Here is an 18,711-nt window from a genome sequence, read left to right as displayed (position 1 = left end):
GGCCTTTTTCATATCCAGCGAGGAACTGGCTTACTCCGTCACATCCCACAGCCATGCCGCGCCACGCACGCCCGAGCTGTCGCCATGCTTGTTGCGCACGATCGGCGTCGTGCAGACCGGCGTGATCACATGCTTGGCCAGAAGCGGCGGCACGCGCTCATACAGCGTATGCAGGTTGGACACGCCGCCACCGAGCACGATCACATCCGGATCAAGGAAGTTGATGACCATCGCGCAGGCCCGGGCAAAACGCTCGGTATAACGGCCCAGAGCGGCAATCGCGGCCTGATCGCCATTGGCCGCCGCATCCTCGATCCCGGCCGTGTTACGGTGACCCGGACCTTTCCAGTCTGCCGCCAGAGCCGGACCGCACAGATAGCGCTCCATGCAGCCCTTGTTCCCACAGAAACAGTCACGCGCAGGCATGTCTTCTTCCGTCGGCCAGGGCAGAGGCAGATGACCCCATTCGCCCGCAATGTGGTGACGTCCTTCAAGAACGCGACCGTTATTGACGATACCCGCACCCATGCCCGTGCCGATGATGACACCGAACACCGTCAGCATACCCTTGGCCGCGCCATCGGCCGCTTCGGACAGCGCAAAGCAGTTCGCGTCATTTTCCGTCCGGACCGGACGCGCAAGCGCGGATTCCAGATCATGACCGAAAGGCTGGTTGTTCAGCCAGGTCGCATTGGCGTTTTTGATCAGACCGGTCTCGGGCGAGATGGAGCCCGGAATTCCGATACCCAGCGTGGAGGTATGCTGCCCTGCCGAGACGCGATGGCTCGGCACCGCACCCAGACGGTGGTCCACATCCGTGACCAGATCACGAATGGCCAGCACGGCTTCATTATAGATGCCGGGGTTGGGAATGCGTTCACGCAGGACGAGATCGCCCGAACGATTCAGAACCGCGATTTCGATCTTCGTGCCACCAAGATCAATTCCAAGGCGATAATCAGCCATCTCTAGCCCTGTGCTCTATACGGTGACCTGAGTATCAGGCGACCGAACCTCATGGAAAACGCACCCAGTGCGTCCGTCTGCTTTAACGCGAAACCGTGTTACGGCAAGTCGTCCGGGGACAAAACTTCGTTGTTTCAGGAAAATTCCGGCCTGCAGACAGGAACTTCAGCCCCGCGCAAGCTCCTGCAAGGCCCGCAGCAGGTCTTCCGGCGATGGCGGACACCCCGCAATCGAACGCCGCACCGGCGTCAGGGCCTGCAATCCGCCCAGCGTCGCATAACCGGCCGGAAAAGGGCCGCCATCCACCGCGCAGGCCCCTACCGCAATCAGGCATCTTCCCGGTGGCATCGCCCGCCACACCCGGTCCACCATTTCAGCACAGACCCGTGTCACGGCCCCCGTCAGCAGCAGCCAGTCCGCATCCGCCGGATCTGTCACACAGACAAACCCGGCCTGCTCCAGCGCAAAGGCACTCCCGTTCAGAGACTCGATTTCCATGAAGCAGCCCTCGCACCCTCCGGTCTCGAGCACATACAGCCCGATGGGACGCTCCCGGCGCGGAGCCGTTTCCTGCATGGACGGACGCCAGCGTGTCGCATCCATGAACGCATAAAGCAGGCTCAAAGGCCCTGCGCGTCTCACACCGCTCATAACGCAATCCCCGCCGGTGACAGCCCGATCGAGCCCAGCGCCGCCGGAACGCGATCGACAGCGTAACCCCGCAGCATCGCTCCCAGAACGGGCAGCAGGGAAACGCCGGGATCGCGGACATGCAGGCTTTCGATCCGCCCGTCCTTCAGACGTACCCAGTACCAGACGTCTCCGCGCGCGCCTTCAGCCACACCGATCCCTTCTTCCGTCCGGTCCGGCGCAGGCTCATCATCCTCCAGACCGATACTTCCCAGAATACGCTCCATCAGCGCCAGCGAATCCCGGATTTCCGCAAGCCGAAGCCCTTCGCGCGCCCGGGCATCTCCCCGGCTCGAACCCGTCGCCCGCAATGCCTCCAGCCGCATCCCGGCTTCCCGCCGCCGCATGTCCATGCTGCGAGCACTCGCACGCCCGGTCACGCCCCCCACGGCAAAACACTCCGCCAGTCGCGCATCCAGCGTCGCGACCCCGTCCAGACGCGGCGCAAAAACCCGGTGAAGCTCTTCCAGCGCCGCAAGACGCGGCTGCATGGCCGCATGGACAGCCTGCGCCAGTGGCACGATTTCCAGCCCGTCGCGAAACCCGTCACAGGTCACCATATCCATCAGCCGACGCGAAACACCCTGCTCCGAACAGGCCCTCGCAATCGCCTCCCGCGCATGATCGCAATGGGTCGCCAGAAGCTCCGCATCCACGCCGCGTGCCGTCCGCGCCATGTCGAACAGATGGATCGAGATCCGCTCGATCTCCAGCAGGATCATCCAGACATCCCGGATCCCCGGTCCCGGAACCAGCCCGCGCGCCTGTGCGACGGCCCGGGCAAAAGCCAGCGGATGCGCCACAAACCCGCCCGCCGTCACACGCGACACCAGCGGCATCGCCTCTTCCGGCGTCTTTCCTACCAGCCGGGCTACCAGACCGCGATGCGCGGCCCCGGCGCAGACCTCCACGTCCCGGATTTTCCCCTTCAGAACCTCAAAGGACAATTCCAGCGGGCCACTCAGTCCGGTCTGCTCGGGACGCAGCAAATGACTCCCAGCCAGCGGCCGCAACCCACCTGCCGCAGGTCCGGGACGGGAGGACAGCGGCCAGGTCGAGGTCCAGCCCCCTTCATCCAGCGCGGGAGCCCCGTTCCCACGGGCATCCATCGCTTCCACGCCGTAAAGATCATATGACACCCGCTCGCCCCATTCCGCGCCGGCAAAGCGCGAGGACGGGGCAAGATAGCGCCGGTCTTCCACGATTGTACTCGCCAGAAGCGGACAGTCCCCCTCCAACAGAAGCACGTAAGCGCGGGCATCATCCGCCCAGCAGGAAATCAGCGGCAGCGTCGTTCCCGGCGCCGTCAGCATCTCGCTCCACTGCGCGGGATCAAGATGATAATGCGACAGCGCGACCCGCTCGCCACTGCGAATGATCCGTCCCATGCTTCTCATGGCCGCCATCCCGTCATCGGATGCCAGGCAAGAAACAGCGGCCCGCACAGCCCTCCCAGCAGCAGAACCGCCTGCATCACGGCCACCATGCCGCGCTCTCCACGCCCGAACGCCGGCAGAAGCGTCGCAGGACGCACCAACCACAGAACCGGGAGCAGGCATACGATCAGCAGAATCAGTTGCCCCGTCTCAAGCGAGCGTCCGATGCCAACAAGCGCACAGAACACCGGCCAGGGTGCAGCCCCCGCCGCAATCGCATCAGTCCCCTCGGCACCGCGCAGATCCAGAACGGCCAGCCCCAGTGCTGCCAGCAGCAGCAGAACGATTTCCGTCCCTTCCCCGGTCGCCGCGGCCAGCGCACCGAACGCAGACAACATCGGCAGTGAGACGACCCGGCCGGAGGAGCGCGCTGTCACCAGCATGAGGATCGTTCCGAACCCCGCGATCAGCATCAGCAGATGAACCAGCGGATACGCACTCAGACGAAACATCAGCATCAGCGCCGAAAACCGCAGCCCTGTATCCAGCAGAGCCGCCTCGGGTGCAGGCGCAGGCGATGGCCCGAGTCCCGCCACCATGCACAGCCCGACCGTCAGTAATACCGCCCCCAGCGAGGACTGCGGCATTGGCAGAAGCGACGCCCCCAGAAGCCCCAGCACGACGCCACCCAGCCTGCTGCGCGCGATGTCCCACACGACCAGAGCCTTCCGCCGCCCCCGACCTTCCCGCCAGGCCAGAAGAACCGTGCCCGCACCACACAATACAGTCACGGCAAAGGCCGAATGGATGTTCAGCGCCAGAAGCGCACAGCCCGTGACAAGAAATGGCAGAACCCGGCCGGTCCGGTCCTGTGCTGGCGGGAGTAAAAGCGGAATGGCCGTCACGATGCACGAACAGGCTGCCGCCAGTGCGTCCGTTCCCGGCATCAGCCAGACAGCCAGCGGTGTGATAACCAGTCCAGCCACGGCAAAAGTCAGACTGCTGGCGGCCTGACGGTTTTCAGGCGTCAGAAGCAGCAGAAACGCCGCCAGAAGCGGCCAGACGGTCACGGCAAACAGCGTTCCGATCGGGGCAAGCGGATGCATCAGACCTCCTCCACCCGACGCCAGGCCAGACGCGGCAGAAGCGTGACGCCAAGGGCCGCCAGCACGCCCCAAAGGCTCAGAGCCGCCATGAAAAGCGGCCAGGAATGCAGAACGCAGGACACGACAATAAGCCCGTCCGCAGCCCGCAGCAGACCGGTGAACTGCACCAGCGGCGCGCCCCATGCCGCACCACACAGCCCGGCCAGAACCGCGCCCGCGCCCAGAACCGGCGCCAGTCCAAGTCCCGCACCGGACAGCCCAAGTGCCAGCAGGAGCACAAGCGTCCCCACAACCGGCAGGACAGCCGCCCGGTCCGGCGCTTCCGCCGCAAACCGCCGCAGCCATGCCCAGGCCAGACCATTCAGCCCGATCAGCGCCACAGACGTCAGAAGCGCCATCAGCCCCGAACAGACTGTCGCCCCTGCAAAAGCGCAGACCGCCCCATAGAGCGGCAAACCCCGCCCATCCTTGCCCAGCCCCGCAAGCGCCAGAAGCAGCAGCAATCCAAACCCGACGATCATGTGCCGAACCTCCCCGCCAGAGCCAGCAGAAGCGCAACACCTGCAAACAGGGCCGTCAGACGTGCACTCCGCTCCTGCGCCATGAGCCGCAGCCCAACCGCCACCGCAACCGTCAGCGCCAGACGCCCGACCAGAGCCACCAGCCCCATCCACCAGCCCTGTACACCGCCCTGCGCCAGCCCAACACTCACCGGCAGTGCCAGATCGGACAGTAGAAGCAGCCAGCTACAGTTCAGCACATCGGCAATGCTCCGGGCGGCCTCACGCTCCTGTCGGTCCCGGATGCCGGACAGCATTCCCGTGACATCCTGCGCCCGCAGGGGAGGACACGCGATCCCCAGCGCCAGGGCACAGGCGGCAAGCGCGCCTTCCAGACCAGGCTCCGGTTCGATATGCAGCATTGCACACAAGCCTCCCAGCCCATCCGTTCCCGGAGCTGCCAGCGCAATCAGCGCCTCGGTCAGGCACAGCAGCAGAACGGCAGGGATGAACCGCCCCGCCTCACCCGGCAACAGACTCTGCCCCACAAATCCGCGTCCCAGCAAAACCACCAGCCCGATGACCAGCGGGTCCGCCAGAGACGAAAAGACCGATCCTGTCGTGACCGCAGGCAGGCACAGAAGCGTCAGAATGCCAGCCGTCAACGCCAGCGCTGGTCGCCCACCCAGCGGAGCGCGGAACAATGTTTTCCAGAAGCGCCCGGCCTGTAGAAGACGAAACCGCACCGGCCCGACCGTTCGTCCAGTCAGCAGGAACGGCAGATCATCCAGACACCATCCGATAACAGGCGCCAGCACAAGAAGCAGGCCCAGCTGAAAGAGCGCCTCCAGCATCGCCAGCAGGACCATCCCGATCTCATGCGCCATCACGCCATCACTCCCAGCACCGCCAGGACGAGACCGAGCAGCACAAGCCAGAGTCCGACAGCACCCTGACGCAGATCAGGAAGCACGGGCGCCCTCATATTCCGCAAACCTCGGAGACGCAGCCGCCCACCCGCGATGACACGACGCAGCATCCAGTTCAGGGAAGGCGCCTCGTCAAACAGCCCATCCCCGATCGTCAGCAGTTTCCCGAGCGCTGGCACAAGCAGGGATGCCGCCTGCACCACACCACCCATAACCCGCCAGGGTCGCACAAGAACAATCCAGATCCCCGCACCAGTCAGAATGAACGCTGGCAGCAGCAGATGCGCCCCATCCCCCGCACCGATGCTCCAGACGGGCCAGACCCACTCTCCCCCCATGGCGTGCAGCACAGGGCTCGTCAGTCCAAACACAAGAGCGGGCATGAGAAGACTTCCCGCACCCAGCAGCAGAACAGATGTGCCTGAAACGACTTCACGTCGCGCAAGGAACAGGCTTCCCACTTCCAGAATGTTCGAGAGGCTCAAAAGCCCAAGCAGCAGAGCGACAACCATGCCAAGGACGCTCCAGCCCTCCACGCCCGCCGCCATGCCAAGAGCCGCATGAATCCCGAGCCACAGCACAACCAGTCCGGGCAAGAGCGGGAACGGCAGACGCAGCACGGCAAGCACAGGGAATTTTTGTCCCAATGCAGCCGTAAGCACCAGCAGCGCCAGATCAAGAAGCAGCGCCTCCAGCGCGATCCGCGCGCAAACCGCAAGGCTTTCGGCCTGCGCCGCCACGACCAAAACCATCAGAAGAACTGGCCGCAAAAGCCCCAGATTTCCGGGGCGGGACGCCCCAAGAACGGACCAGCCAACCAGCCCGCACACCGCAGCCCCCAGACCGGCCACAAGTTCTGCCGGAACTGCCGAAGGCGCATGCCAGATCAGCGAGACGCCGAGAATACTCATGCCGGCAGGACAGATCCCGTCCCGCCGTCGCACAAGCGAAGACCAGAACAGAACCGGTAGCAGGGCTAGTAAAACGAAGGTGTGTGCAGGGAAAAGGACGCTCAACAGCAGGGCCGGAACCGTCCAGACTGCCGGACACGCATCCCGGTCCTGTGCAACGATCACGCCAAGCGCAACAGCCAGAACAGCCGGAGACAGCGCCAGTATCGCAGCCAGTGCCGCAATACAGATAACCACCGATCGTGTCCCGCGTCCGGCTTCCATCGCCTGCAGACAGGCAGGAATGGCCAGAACCGCAAGGCAGAGAGATACCGGATCGGCGTAAAACAGGGTGGAGAAAATATGCAGGGCGCGGTCCGCAGGTTAAGTGAAAACGGACCGCATACCACCACGACCGTCAGATCATGGCGAGAGATACCTTGCGTTTCGGCGGAGGAAAAGCGCTGTCGAGCGTTTTGAGATCCTCATCCGTCAGGCTGATTTCCAGACTGGCAATATTTCCAGCCACATGCTTCGGAGAGCCGGCCTTCGGGATCGCCATGATATTCGGTCGCCGCAGCACCCAGGCCAGAGCGATCTGGGCCGTATCCGCCGGGCCAAGCGACGTCTCATGCCGCGATGCCACTTCCTTGAGCGCCAGATGATCCAGAAGCTCGCCTCCCTGCCCCAATGGCGAGTAGGCCATCGTCACGGTTTCGGACTTCAAATCGTGTTCCAGAAGATCGAATTCGGTTCCGCGATGCTCCAGATTATAGAGCACCTGATTGACCAGACAGTTGCCCGACAGGTTCTCGATTTCCTCCATGTCATCGACATCGAAATTCGAGACACCCCATCCACGGATCAGCCCGTCATCCTTCAGATCTTCGAACGCCCGGATCGTCTCTTCCAGCGGCGTACCCCCGCGCCAGTGCAGCAGATAAAGATCCAGCCAGTCCGTATCGAGATGCTTCAGCGAACGCCGGCACGCCTTGTGTACACCGTCATAGGACGCATTTGACGGCACGACCTTGCTGACGAGATAGACGTCATCACGCACATCCGCGATGGCCTCACCCACCAGCTTTTCCGACCGGCCATTGCCATACATCTCGGCTGTATCAATAACCCGCAGACCAGCCTCAAGCCCCTTGCGCAGGCTCTCGACCTCATCCGTATGCCGGGCCGCACTGTCGCCGACATTCCAGGTTCCCATTCCAAGCGCGGGAACCGTAACACCATTCCTGAGTGTGACTGTCTTCATGACTGTTTCCTGTCTGTGTCTTTAGACAACGACAGGATCAGCCGGCTGTTCCCTCGAAACTTCAGCCTGTGCCGTCGTATCCGTTCCCGGCGCCACACCATTGGCCGCCAGAAGATCCCGCAATTTCCGCACGATCGGGAAGACCTCAACGTTATGATCGCCGCCCAGTTCACGCCAGGCGTTCTGCTCCAGTTCCATGATTTCGCGGTCTTCTTCAAAGATCCTGTGCGTGAAGATGCCCAGCGCCGGCCAGATCAAATCAATCAGGAACGGCGTCTTCGGCCGCAGTACCGACAGCAGACCGAAAGTCTGCGTGCTCATCCCGTCCGCCGTGTTCGGAACATAAACACTGAACAGCTCCATGATCAGATCGCCATCCTTGTCGTGGATTTTCAGGCTTTGATACGGATAGGTCGTGCGGATGCTGACGATTTCCTCGACCGGCTGCTCCCGGTTCGGATCATCGTGATGCTTGCCGAAAATCAGACGTTCCGCCAGCGGCTGCTGGTTTCCCGTCCGCGCGAAGCTGTACCGTGCCTCAATAAAGTTCTCGCCTGCGTCCTGCCCCAGAAAACGCGCCTTGATCTGCCCCATCTGACGGCGGTGCAGGAACTGATGGTTCATGTCCATCAGGTTCTCATGCAGGAACGTGTAGTGGCATTTCACGACCGGACTGAAATGCCGTGTCTTGAACGCCGGATTGTTCACCTGTGCCAGCGGCGGCAGAGGCACGCTCTCCGCCTTGCTCGCATCACCAGGGAAAACGAAGATCATGCCGCCTGCCTCACGACAGGGATACGTCTTCACACCATTCGGCAGCTTGCCCTTCCCCAGATACGGCACATCAATACACCGCCCGGAGCGGCCATAAGCCCAGCCATGATAACAGCACTGAACCGCCTCACCGCTGACCTTGCCGAGGCTGAGCGGAACCTGACGGTGCGCGCAGCGGTCTTCAAGTGCAAAGACGCTCCCTTCCTCGGGCCGCACCAGTGCAATGGGAAAGCGCCCGAACCGCCGCCCGATCGTCTTGCCGCGCTTGAGATCCTTCGACCAGGCCAGCGGATACCAGAAGTCGGGATTGATATCGACGCGGCGAAGGTCAGTTTTCGGAGATGCGGGGGAAGAAGTCATGGGGTCTGGCACAGTCGGGCGTCCTCTCCAGTGCAATGAACGGCACTCCGGTTACGGAGCGTCTTCCATCAATGGTTTCAGACACAATTTGAAACCTTACCCCGCCTTTTTCCAGCCCCGCTCTTCCTGTTTCCAGTACACGAGATTGTGACCAGAAGATTTCATCGCGACCCAGCGTTCTCTTGCCCGCTGAACGGATTGCGGATTTCCACCGTCAAACAGATCGAAAATCCGCGTAAAGGGCGCGAATTCATCGCTCCCCGCGCCATCTACCCGAAACAGAAACCGTGCCTCGTTCGGTACGTCCTCGCCTTCGGTCAGCCAGATCGGCTGCCGGGCCGCATGGCCGCTCTTTGCCGTGCCATGCGGCAGCCAGACCGGATCCCGGCACGCCCAAAGCGCCGCATCCAGCGCCATGACCGCAGCCGCATCCGGGCATCGCACGACCGCACGCTCCCCCGCATCCAGCGTCCGGCCCAGTAGGGCCGGAAGCGCCTGCTCAAGCGGCGTGCGCGTCAGATGATAGAACCCGACATCCACGGCGTTATCCCGCTCCTCAGGCGCTGGCTTCGTGCGCCTTCACAAACCGGTCCAGCAGACGAACGCCAAAGCCCGTGGCACCCTTCGGCGCAATAGCGGACGCCTTGGTCTTCCAGGCCGTGCCCGCGATATCCAGATGCGCCCAGTCCGTGTCGCCCACGAAGCGCTTGAGGAACTCGGCCGCCAGGATCGCACTGCCCGGACGACCGCCAATGTTCTTCATATCCGCGATATCGGAATCAATCTGGCGATTATAGGCCTCGCCCATCGGCATCCGCCACAGACCTTCCCCAACCTGCGCCCCGGCCTCGGCCAGACCCTTCGCCAGCGTATCGCTGTTGCTGAACAGACCGGCATTCTCGTAGCCAAGGCTGACCACGATCGCACCCGTCAGCGTCGCCAGATTGACCATCAGCTTCGGGTTGAAGCGCGTCCGCGTGTAGGACAGGACATCCGCCAGAACGAGACGTCCCTCCGCGTCGGTATTGAGAACCTCGATCGTCTGGCCGTCATAAGCCCGCACGATATCGCCCGGACGCTGCGCCCCGCCGGACACCATGTTCTCAACCAGGCCGACCACACCGATCGCATTGACCGGCGCCTTGCGACGGGCCAGCGTGCTCATCAGACCGATCACGGTCGCAGCGCCACCCATATCGGTCTTCATTTCGTCCATACCGGCCGCAGGCTTGATGGAAATGCCACCGCTGTCGAAGGTCACGCCCTTGCCGATGAAGGCCAGAGGCGCCTCGCTGCCACCACCATTATGACGGACGATCACCGTGCGCGGCTTGTGCACACTGCCCTGCGCCACACCCAGAAGCGCGCCAAAGCCCAGCTCCGTCATGGCCTTTTCGTCGAGAACTTCAACCGTCAGGCCAAGTTCACGCAGTTCTTCGATACGCTGCGTAAAGGTCTGAGGATAAAGCACATTCGGCGGCTCGCTCACGAGATCCCGCGTCAGGATCACACCATGCGAGACCGCATCCAGAGCCGCCCACCGCGTCTGCACTGCCGCAACATCAGAGACCGCAACATGCAGCCTGTTCAGAACCGGACGGCTGTCGGATTTTTTCGTGCGGTACAGATCAAAATCATAGGACGACAGACGCGCGCCCAGAGCCGCGTCCGGAGCAAATTGCTCCAGCCCTTCGGAAAGCGCCAGAACCGCGCCCTCGACACCATCCAGCAGACGAACGGCCCGACCCGCAGCGTTCTCGATGGCCACGGCATCCACAGCAGCCCCACCCTTGGGTTTTACACCAGCGAGCACGATCTGCGACAGCCCTTCGGCCGGCGCCGGAAGCACCACGCTCTGCCCGGCCTCGCCCCTGAACCCCTTCAGCGCAACAGCGCGCGAAACCGCCCCCGCCGAAGCCTTGTCCAGCGCTGCGAAAATCTCGCCAGCGGCCACGTCACACAACAGAACGACAGCCTTGGGCGCATCCGCAGAAAAGGCTGGAAGGGAATCGAAAATCACTGAAAGCATGATGGTCCTGTCGTCTGGAACATGAAGTCGTTGTCACCGTTATCGGGAACACCAACCGCCCATACAAGCCCTCTGCACGTCCGGCCTGAAGAAAGACCATTCCATGCGTCGCGCTCTTGTGAAGATCCTGCTCTGCTCCGGTCTGGCTTTCGGAACCACACAGGGACGCGCTGCCACGGTCAGTGCAGAGATTACCGACATCCACCCGATCGTGATCAACAACCGTCCTGTCACGCTTCATCCGGCAGGTTTTCCTGACGTGACCATCACGCCGCTATGGCGCGAAAACGGCAATGCATGGAGCTACACGCTATATGCCGTCAGCACCCGCGATACAGAACAACCCGACCGCACAAGCCTCGTGGATACGGAAGACCCGGATAATGGTGGTCAACTTCTCGATGTGTTGCGCGACATTCCGCATACCGGCGAAGATGCCATCCAGACCATTCATTTTGCCTTCGCCCGGGCCAACGGGAAACCAGCCTTCCTGCTGTTCGTAACCACCCGCGACACCGGCGCCCATCCTGTTCCACAGCCCAGTCCGGCGCATGTCCGGATCTATCAGTTGACGCGCGGAGACGGGGAACCCGGCACCACGCCATTCTATTTCGCACTCAGGACCACGCTCGCATCCCCGGTTACAACCTGCCACGCGGACATCGCGCTGAGTGCCGCAACAAAGATCCCGTTTGCAAAATGGAATGGCCATGATGCGCCCATACCGACCTGCCCGTGGTGACACCCGCCTTCATCAGCACATGACGCAAAAAGCATCTTGGAGTAGTCTGGGGAAATGACATCTGCCCCCCCCATCACCGTCGGCGCGGACGATGACCGCGCCCTTCTGGCCCTGGCCTTCCGGCTCGCATCCGAAGCCTCGGACATCATCAATGCCATCCGCGCCCGAGGGTTCAAAACGGACATCAAGACCGATGCCTCCCCCGTCACGGAAGCGGACCATGCTTCCGAGCGGCACATCCTGTCCGGCCTGCGCGCAGCCTGCCCGTCCATTCCCGCCATTGGCGAGGAAGAAATGTCGGCTGGAATCCGGGTCAATGCAGAAGACGCCTACTGGCTGGTCGATCCGCTCGACGGCACCCGCGGCTTTGCCACAGGGGGGAAAGATTTCACTGTCAATATTGGCCTTGTCCGACACGACCGCCCGGTTCTGGGCGTCGTGGCCCTTCCCGGCTACGGCCTGATCTATAGCGGCGGACAGGGCCTTGGTGCTCACCGCTCGGACGGGACCCACAGCACACCGATCCGGACCGCCACACCCTCGGCCGAGGGTCTGCGCGTTCTGGCATCCAGCCACCATGGCAATCCGGAACTGCTGGAGCGCTGGCTCGCAGGACGGAAAGTTGCCTCCGTGGAAAAGCTGTCCTCCTCGGTCAAGTTCATGCGGGTCGCCGAAGGCGCTGCCGATTTCTATCCCCGTTTCGGACCCACCATGGAATGGGATACGGCCGCCCCCCAGGCTATTCTGGAAGCCGCAGGCGGCGCCCTTCTGGACGAGCACGGAAAACCCCTGCGCTACGGCAAGCCGGACCGGCTGAACTCATCTTTCTACTGCACCGGAGGCGCATCTTGAGCGACACGCCGCATACCGAACGTCTGACAGCCACACCCGAAGGGATCCGTCGCGCGGCTGAACTTCTGAAAGCCGGCAAGCTCGTCGCGTTCGGAACCGAAACCGTCTATGGCCTGGGTGCCATTGCCTCGTCCGATACGGCTGTCGCAAAAATCTTCGCCGCCAAGGGACGCCCGCGCTTCAACCCGCTCATCAGCCACCTTCCCGACGCTGAAAGCGCTTTCGCACAGGCTTCACTCAGCGGCAGAATGCAAGACATCGCACATGCCCTGGCCGACCGTTTCTGGCCCGGCCCGCTGACGATGGTGCTTCCCCGCTCCCCGGACTCGACCGTCTCCGATCTCGCCGCCGCCGGCCTGTCCACGCTGGCGCTGCGTGTTCCGCGCGGCAAGACGGCTCTGGCCCTGCTCCGTGAAGTTGGCGCTCCTGTGGCCGCACCATCCGCAAACGTCTCGGGCACTGTCAGTCCGTCCGATGCGTTCCACGTCCTGCGCTCGCTCGATGGCCGGATCGACGTGGTTCTGGATTCCGGCCCCTGCTCCATCGGCGTGGAAAGCACGGTTCTCGACCTGACCCGCGAGGTGCCCGTCCTCCTGCGCCCGGGGGGCGTGACACTCGAAGAATTGACCGCGCTTTGCGGCCCGATCCGCCATCCGGACGATTTTTCCGAAATTGCTCCGGCCTCTCCCGGCCGCCTGGCCTCGCATTATGCGCCCGGCCTACCCGTCAGACTGGATGCAACCTCCGTCGCCTCCGATGAAGCCCAGCTTGCTTTCGGCGCACCGCTGCCCGGCGCCGGACTGACCTGGAACCTGAGTGAGAGCGGCGATCTTGAGGAAGCCGCGGCCCGTCTCTTCGCCGGACTGCGCTTTCTGGATGCGGAAGGAACCCGCCGCGGTCTGAAAACCATCGCCGCCCAGCCGATCCCGCGTCACGGGCTTGGCCTCGCCATCCGTGACCGCCTTCGCCGTGCCGCAGAACCGCGCACGGATGCTGCGACGCTCTCCTGAACATGGCCCGCGCTCCAGACCCCAGGGAAATCAAGATCCTGTCCGATATCCTGGCCCTGGTGCTGGACGAACAGCCCGGTCATGCCGCCACGGCGCTGGAACGGATCCGTCAGATGGCCCGGCGCGATGGCGTCACGGGTGGCGCGCTGAAAAACCTGTTCATGACCCGCATCGGAACGGCGCCGCCCAAGGACACGTCTGACCGCGAACAGGGACTGCGGGAGCGGATTTCCACGCTGGAGCGCCGCCTCAGACAAAGCGAAGCGGACACCCGCACCGCCCAGTTACGTCTAGGCCGATGCCAGATGGATGTGGGAATGCTTCAGATGGAGATGGCCACCGTGCGAACACAGAAACCCTGGCGTTATCTTGCGCTCGTCTTTGCGGTTGGTGCGGGACTTCTGGTCGGTATTGCCGCGACAGAACTCTATCACAGCCTGACACCCACAAGGCCGCCCATCGACCGGGCCTCCTATCTGCGATAGAAACTGTTTCGTTTTTTCGCCTTCCTCCCGCCACGCGCTAGGGATAGATGAAGGGCCATGGCCTCATCCTCCGGTACTTCCGGGCGGCAGATCCTGCCTTTGCTCGACCGCTATATTCTCCGTCAGCTCCTCATCGCCCTGCTGGCGCTGACAGGAGGCGCGACGGCACTGATCTGGCTGACCCAGTCGCTGCATTTCGTCTCGATGGTGGTCCAGCACGGCCTGTCTCTGCGGGTTTTCATCCAGCTCACCTCGCTGATGCTGCCATCCTTCATCGCCGTCATCCTGCCCATCACGACCTTTCTGGTCGTGCTCTTCACCTATCAGCGGATGGTCGGCGACCGGGAACTCACGGTCATGCGCGCGGCCGGCCGCTCACCGCTGGAGCTTGCCCGTCCCGGCCTGCTCTGCGCGGGCTTCTCCGTGATCCTGTGCTATATCCTGACCCTGTGGCTCGCGCCGGTCTCCTATCATGCGTTCCACCGTTACGAGTTTCAGATCCGCAACCGCATGGCCGCCTTCCTGCTTCAGGACGGGGTTTTCACCAGCCTGTCCAGCGACATGACGGTCTATGTGCGGGGCCGGACCAGTGACGGCCAGTTGCATGGCGTGCTGGTCGAGGATGACCGCGATCCCGATTCCCACACGACGGTCCTGGCAGAGCGCGGCACCATGGTCGTGGTGAATGACCAGCCCCGCGTCGTCCTGTATGACGGATCGCGTGAGGAAATCGATCGTCACACCGGCCGACTGAACGTCCTGACTTTCGGACGCAACACGATCGACCTCACCTCCTCGCGCCGGAACAACCATGAAGACCGGGACCCGGACGAGATGTCGCTCCACGAACTGTTCCATCCCGATCCTCATGAAGTCTCCGAACGGGACCGTGGCAAGAACATCGTCGTGGCATGGCGTCGGCTCACCTCACCACTGACAGCCCTGTCCTTTGCGATGATCGGACTTGTGACCGTGCTGCGGGGGGCTTTTTCGCGACATGGCAACATCACCCGTCCCCTGACGGCCATCCTGACGGTCGTGGGCCTGCTGGCCATTTCGCTCATGCTCCAGAATCTCGCCGGACGACATCTCATTCTGGTCCCGCTGATCTGGATTGAAGCCATCCTGCCCGCCGTGGTCTGCGCGGTGCTCCTGTTTCTCGAACAGTGGACCGGGAACGTGCGTGAACCTGCCTCTGCCCCGAATTCCGCGGAGGCCGCCCGATGAGGGCTGCATCCACCTTCCGCCCGGGCCCGTGGCTGACCTCCCTGTTTCAGGTCTTCAGGACCCGCGACGATCACGCAGGATTCTCCACGACACTCGCGATTTACATCGCACGCCAGTTCATGCTCAGCACGCTCTCCATGGTGCTTGCCCTGACCGGGCTGGTGTCGCTGTTCGACTTCATCGATCTGCTGCGCCGTGCGGCCACCCGCCCGAATGTTCCGGCCAGCCTCGTCGTCAAGATCGCGGCCCTGCATGTCCCGTATTACGTCATCTACGTCCTGCCTTTCGGCATCCTGTTGGGCGGAATCGTCTGTTTCTCGCGCCTGACACGCTCGTCCGAACTGATCGTGGCACGCGCCGCCGGCATCTCAGCATGGCAGTTCCTTGCCAGCCCGCTGGCTTGCGCCCTGCTGACCGGCCTGCTGACGACAACCGGCATTTCCGCTCTGTCCTCGGACATGTTCCGCAGCGCCGAAATGCTGGATCAGACCTATCTACGCACCGGTGGTGGCCCCCTGACACTGAATGGCGGCGCGCTCTGGCTCAGGCAGGCCGATGACGGTCTGGTGCCCCATGGCGTTGCCATCCTGCATGCCCAGGACGTCCATCTTGTCAGCGGCGAACTGAAGGTTTCAGGTGTCTCGATCTTCCGTCTCGACGACCATGACCGCCTGATCGTCCGCGTGGAAGCGCCCAGCGGTGCCCTTGGCAATCATCAGTGGATCCTTCATGGAACGTCCCTGCTGCATCCGGATCACCTGCCCCAGCAGATCGGCGACATGACCCTGCCATCCGACCTTACCGTCGGCCGCGTGCAGGAAAGTTTCGCATCGCCGGATACCCTCTCCGTCTTCGCGCTTCCGGGGTTCATCAACCTGCTGGAACGCTCCGGTTTTCCTTCAATCCGGCACAGACTTCATTTCCAGTCACTACTGGCCCTTCCCATTCTGGCCGGGACCATGGCATTGGTATCCGCAGGCTTCTCGATGCGTCCGACACGGCGCGGCGGTGTGGCCCGGATGCTGGGATCGGGAATCGCCGCAGGCTTTGCGCTGTTCACCATCTCGAAAGTGGCCGAACAGTTTGGTGAATCCGGCGCCCTGCCGCCGGTTCTTGCCGCATGGGCGCCGACAGGTGCGGGGCTCTGCCTCGCGGTGGCCCTTTTGCTGCACATGGAGGATGGTTGATGACGGTGCCCCTGTGGCTCCCAACACGCGCCCGCAGACGCGCTTCGTTCGTCGGGGCCACGCTGATGGCTGGAACCGCGCTCGTGGCGCCGCAGAAGATGTCTGCCAATACGATGCAGCGCGACAACTCCCATGTCATCGTCATCGGCAAGCCAACGTCCCAGACTGATCCCCTGACCTATCTTGCGGATAGCGAAAGCTACGCCAAGAACGGCCTGATCACATGGGATGGCAATGTCCGGGTCTGGCAGGGCGATCACGCCATGCGCGCCGACCGCGTGACCTATGACCGCAGCACCGGCATCCTGTCGGCCAAGGGCCATGTCGCCGTCGTGGAACCCGATGGCAGCACGACCTATGCCGATTACGTCGAGTTCAGCCATGGCATGCATGACGGCATCGGCAGCGGCATCTACATCCGCATGGAAGACAACGCCAAGCTCGCCGGCAACGGCATGCGCCGCACGAACGGGATGCTCAACGACCTGACGCACGCCGTCTACACGGCCTGCAAGATCTGCGAGAAAAACCCCGACCTGCCCCCCTTCTGGCAGTTCCAGGCGTTCGATGCGACGCAGGACGTGCAGCACAAGCGTCTCGAATTCGATCATGCCTGGCTGAAAATGCTCGGCCTGCCGGTTTTCTACTTCCCGTTCTTCTCCATGACCGATCCATCCGTCAAACGGCAGAGCGGCTTCCTGATGCCGGGCATCAGCCCGCATGACCGCTATCTCGGCACCTATTTCACGCTCCCCTATTTCTGGGCCATTGACGAACAGCAGGACCTGACCGTCCGCGGCCTCGTCTCCACCAAGACCGGCCCCGAACTGACGGCGCAGTACCGCAACCGCCTCAATTTCGGATCAGTCGATGTGACGGGCGGTATTGCCTACGATACGCATGACGAAAGCCGTTACACGAACACGTTCGGCAACAATGTCGGCGCTTCCAGCGAATACGGCGTGCAGGGATATGTGTTCGGCCGGGCCAACTTCGTCATCGACCGCAACTGGCAGGCCGGCGCCAACATCAACGTCGCCAGTTCCGCCAACTACATGCGTGACTACCGTGTTCCGGGCTACGGTCAGGAAATGCTGAATTCCAACGTCTTCCTCGAAGGATACGGCATCGGCTCCTATCTGCGCTTTGACGGACAGGCCTATCAGGGCCTGAACCAGGGTACCATCCGTAACGCGGATCTTCCCTGGGCCCTTCCGCGACTGACTTATGCCTACCAGGGGCAGCCCGACATGTTCGGCGGCCGCCTCAGCGTCCAGACGACAAACTTCAACCTGTACCGAAAGAACGGCATTAACGATCAGCGCGGCGAAGTGGCCGCCCAGTGGGACCGCCCGTTCCACAACAAGCTCGGCCAGCAGTTCCTGCTGACGGCACGGCTTGATTCGATGATCTATCACGCCACCCAGGCCTATCAGCAGCCAACCTATTACACGGGTGCGGGTGGCAACCATGTTGTCGGACAGGTCCAGCCAACCATCGCCCTGCGCATGAACTGGCCGTTCCTGCGCAGCTTCGCCAAGGGACATGGTTCGCAGATCCTTGAACCGATCGCCCAGATCATCGCTTCTCCCAATACCGGCAATTCGCAGAACCGCCACCTGCCCAACGAAGACAGCCTGTCCTACGAATTCACGGATACGACGCTGTTTTCCCTCAACCGCTATCTCGGCACTGACCGTCTCGATGGCGGCATCCGCGCGAATGTGGGCATCCACCAGAACTGGTCCTGGAACGGCCACGCCATCGACATGCTCGTTGGCGAAAGCTTCCAGGAACATATCGATCACAACCGCCTGCCCTATTCCGGCCTCGACCATCACCTGTCGGATCCGGTGGGCCGTGTGCGCGTCAGTCCGAACCAGTATGTCGATGTCACGGCCCGCGGCCGTTTCAATCCCTGGACGCACCAGTTCGATTACGGTGAAGGCCTCATCAGCACGGGCGTTCCGATGTTCCGCCTGACAGGCGGCTATGTCTACGCGCCCGTGACACCCTATTATTATTACGCAACGAACTTCCGCCAGTACGGTCCAAACGCGCCCTACATGGTCAAGACCAGCGAAGTGACAGGCGGTTTCTCAACGCACTGGCGCAATTACCATGCGTCGGGTTTCTTCCGTCGCAGCCTGTCGCGGAAACAGTTCGTCGCAAATGGCGGGACGATCGGCTATTCCAATGACTGTTTCGGGCTGGATATCATGTATATCAAGCAATACACCCGTATTGGCGGCGAACAGCGTAACGAGACCATCCTGTTCAACTTTACGTTCAAGACGATCGGCACATTCGGAATCAACGGTTGA

The 18,711-nt window shown here is 62.5% G+C and carries 18 protein-coding genes; 7 read left to right on the top strand and 11 right to left on the bottom strand.

Annotated elements, in window-relative coordinates; all coding sequences use genetic code 11:
* Positions 1-30 precede the first annotated feature (30 nt).
* From HKD24_RS03755 to HKD24_RS03705, 11 genes are all read right to left on the bottom strand, one after another.
* The gene (locus HKD24_RS03755; protein WP_194259067.1) at positions 31-966 is read right to left on the bottom strand and encodes an ROK family protein; all 936 of its coding nucleotides are present in this window, start codon (positions 964-966) and stop codon (positions 31-33) included.
* 165 nt (positions 967-1,131) lie between these two features.
* Complete coding sequence (locus tag HKD24_RS03750; RefSeq protein ID WP_194259066.1) at positions 1,132-1,617, bottom strand: NADH-quinone oxidoreductase subunit B family protein; 486 nt, start codon at positions 1,615-1,617, stop codon at positions 1,132-1,134.
* Positions 1,614-3,044, bottom strand: coding sequence for an NADH-quinone oxidoreductase subunit D-related protein (locus HKD24_RS03745; RefSeq protein ID WP_228124138.1), 1,431 nt, complete (start codon positions 3,042-3,044; stop codon positions 1,614-1,616). Before HKD24_RS03745 ends, HKD24_RS03750 begins: the two co-directional genes overlap by 4 nt.
* A gap of 5 nt (positions 3,045-3,049) precedes the next feature.
* On the bottom strand, positions 3,050-4,138 hold the full coding sequence (locus HKD24_RS03740) for a hypothetical protein (RefSeq protein WP_194259064.1): 1,089 nt from the start codon (positions 4,136-4,138) through the stop codon (positions 3,050-3,052).
* Positions 4,138-4,659 carry a hypothetical protein gene (locus HKD24_RS03735; protein WP_194259063.1) on the bottom strand — a complete coding sequence of 174 codons (522 nt, stop codon included), beginning with the start codon at positions 4,657-4,659 and terminating at the stop codon, positions 4,138-4,140. Before HKD24_RS03735 ends, HKD24_RS03740 begins: the two co-directional genes overlap by 1 nt.
* The gene (locus tag HKD24_RS03730; protein WP_194259062.1) at positions 4,656-5,525 is read right to left on the bottom strand and encodes a hypothetical protein; all 870 of its coding nucleotides are present in this window, start codon (positions 5,523-5,525) and stop codon (positions 4,656-4,658) included. The genes HKD24_RS03735 and HKD24_RS03730 overlap by 4 nt, the downstream gene beginning before the upstream one ends.
* Entirely contained in the window at positions 5,525-6,715 is a 1,191-nt protein-coding gene (locus tag HKD24_RS03725; RefSeq protein WP_322783271.1) for a hypothetical protein, read from the bottom strand. Before HKD24_RS03725 ends, HKD24_RS03730 begins: the two co-directional genes overlap by 1 nt.
* A gap of 160 nt (positions 6,716-6,875) precedes the next feature.
* Complete coding sequence (locus HKD24_RS03720) at positions 6,876-7,721, bottom strand: aldo/keto reductase (protein ID WP_194259060.1); 846 nt, start codon at positions 7,719-7,721, stop codon at positions 6,876-6,878.
* 21 nt (positions 7,722-7,742) lie between these two features.
* Complete coding sequence (locus HKD24_RS03715) at positions 7,743-8,855, bottom strand: aromatic ring-hydroxylating oxygenase subunit alpha (protein ID WP_194259059.1); 1,113 nt, start codon at positions 8,853-8,855, stop codon at positions 7,743-7,745.
* A gap of 96 nt (positions 8,856-8,951) precedes the next feature.
* Positions 8,952-9,395 (bottom strand): DNA polymerase III subunit chi, encoded by a 444-nt coding sequence (locus HKD24_RS03710; RefSeq protein ID WP_194259058.1) that lies wholly within the window; start codon positions 9,393-9,395, stop codon positions 8,952-8,954.
* A 16-nt stretch (positions 9,396-9,411) separates the two neighbouring features.
* Positions 9,412-10,884, bottom strand: a complete 1,473-nt coding sequence (locus HKD24_RS03705; protein WP_194259057.1) for a leucyl aminopeptidase — start codon at positions 10,882-10,884, stop codon at positions 9,412-9,414.
* Between the two features lie 103 nt (positions 10,885-10,987).
* Between HKD24_RS03705 and HKD24_RS03700 the strand changes: the two genes are divergently transcribed.
* From HKD24_RS03700 to HKD24_RS03670, 7 genes are read left to right on the top strand one after another with little or no spacing between them, the layout of a single operon-like run.
* Complete coding sequence (locus HKD24_RS03700) at positions 10,988-11,626, top strand: hypothetical protein (protein WP_194259056.1); 639 nt, start codon at positions 10,988-10,990, stop codon at positions 11,624-11,626.
* A 54-nt stretch (positions 11,627-11,680) separates the two neighbouring features.
* Positions 11,681-12,478, top strand: a complete 798-nt coding sequence (locus HKD24_RS03695) for a 3'(2'),5'-bisphosphate nucleotidase CysQ family protein (RefSeq protein ID WP_194259055.1) — start codon at positions 11,681-11,683, stop codon at positions 12,476-12,478.
* Positions 12,475-13,488: an L-threonylcarbamoyladenylate synthase gene (locus tag HKD24_RS03690; RefSeq protein ID WP_194259054.1), complete on the top strand. Its 1,014-nt coding sequence runs from the start codon at positions 12,475-12,477 to the stop codon at positions 13,486-13,488. The genes HKD24_RS03695 and HKD24_RS03690 overlap by 4 nt, the downstream gene beginning before the upstream one ends.
* Positions 13,489-13,490: 2 nt before the next feature.
* Positions 13,491-13,973 carry a hypothetical protein gene (locus HKD24_RS03685; RefSeq protein ID WP_194259053.1) on the top strand — a complete coding sequence of 161 codons (483 nt, stop codon included), beginning with the start codon at positions 13,491-13,493 and terminating at the stop codon, positions 13,971-13,973.
* 57 nt (positions 13,974-14,030) lie between these two features.
* Complete coding sequence (gene lptF / locus HKD24_RS03680; protein ID WP_194259052.1) at positions 14,031-15,200, top strand: LPS export ABC transporter permease LptF; 1,170 nt, start codon at positions 14,031-14,033, stop codon at positions 15,198-15,200.
* Positions 15,197-16,387, top strand: coding sequence for an LPS export ABC transporter permease LptG (gene lptG, locus HKD24_RS03675; protein WP_194259051.1), 1,191 nt, complete (start codon positions 15,197-15,199; stop codon positions 16,385-16,387). The genes lptF and lptG overlap by 4 nt, the downstream gene beginning before the upstream one ends.
* Entirely contained in the window at positions 16,387-18,711 is a 2,325-nt protein-coding gene (locus tag HKD24_RS03670) for an LPS-assembly protein LptD (protein ID WP_407646348.1), read from the top strand. The genes lptG and HKD24_RS03670 overlap by 1 nt, the downstream gene beginning before the upstream one ends.

Source organism: Gluconobacter vitians (assembly GCF_015244565.1).
Classification (GTDB): domain Bacteria; phylum Pseudomonadota; class Alphaproteobacteria; order Acetobacterales; family Acetobacteraceae; genus Gluconobacter; species Gluconobacter vitians.
The sequence above is the reverse complement of the archived record's forward strand: the minus strand, read 5'-3'. Positions and strand labels throughout refer to the sequence as shown.

Coding starts and splice junctions, on each gene's coding strand:
- lptG (WP_194259051.1), top strand. CDS start 15,197: ATGAGGGCTGCATCCACCTTCCGCCCGGGCCCGTGGCTGACCTCCCTG.
- HKD24_RS03750 (WP_194259066.1), bottom strand. CDS start 1,617: ATGAGCGGTGTGAGACGCGCAGGGCCTTTGAGCCTGCTTTATGCGTTC.
- HKD24_RS03740 (WP_194259064.1), bottom strand. CDS start 4,138: ATGCATCCGCTTGCCCCGATCGGAACGCTGTTTGCCGTGACCGTCTGG.
- HKD24_RS03735 (WP_194259063.1), bottom strand. CDS start 4,659: ATGATCGTCGGGTTTGGATTGCTGCTGCTTCTGGCGCTTGCGGGGCTG.
- HKD24_RS03715 (WP_194259059.1), bottom strand. CDS start 8,855: ATGACTTCTTCCCCCGCATCTCCGAAAACTGACCTTCGCCGCGTCGAT.
- HKD24_RS03745 (WP_228124138.1), bottom strand. CDS start 3,044: ATGGGACGGATCATTCGCAGTGGCGAGCGGGTCGCGCTGTCGCATTAT.
- HKD24_RS03695 (WP_194259055.1), top strand. CDS start 11,681: ATGACATCTGCCCCCCCCATCACCGTCGGCGCGGACGATGACCGCGCC.
- HKD24_RS03730 (WP_194259062.1), bottom strand. CDS start 5,525: ATGGCGCATGAGATCGGGATGGTCCTGCTGGCGATGCTGGAGGCGCTC.
- HKD24_RS03700 (WP_194259056.1), top strand. CDS start 10,988: ATGCGTCGCGCTCTTGTGAAGATCCTGCTCTGCTCCGGTCTGGCTTTC.
- HKD24_RS03685 (WP_194259053.1), top strand. CDS start 13,491: ATGGCCCGCGCTCCAGACCCCAGGGAAATCAAGATCCTGTCCGATATC.
- HKD24_RS03670 (WP_407646348.1), top strand. CDS start 16,387: ATGACGGTGCCCCTGTGGCTCCCAACACGCGCCCGCAGACGCGCTTCG.
- HKD24_RS03755 (WP_194259067.1), bottom strand. CDS start 966: ATGGCTGATTATCGCCTTGGAATTGATCTTGGTGGCACGAAGATCGAA.
- HKD24_RS03705 (WP_194259057.1), bottom strand. CDS start 10,884: ATGCTTTCAGTGATTTTCGATTCCCTTCCAGCCTTTTCTGCGGATGCG.
- HKD24_RS03720 (WP_194259060.1), bottom strand. CDS start 7,721: ATGAAGACAGTCACACTCAGGAATGGTGTTACGGTTCCCGCGCTTGGA.
- lptF (WP_194259052.1), top strand. CDS start 14,031: ATGGCCTCATCCTCCGGTACTTCCGGGCGGCAGATCCTGCCTTTGCTC.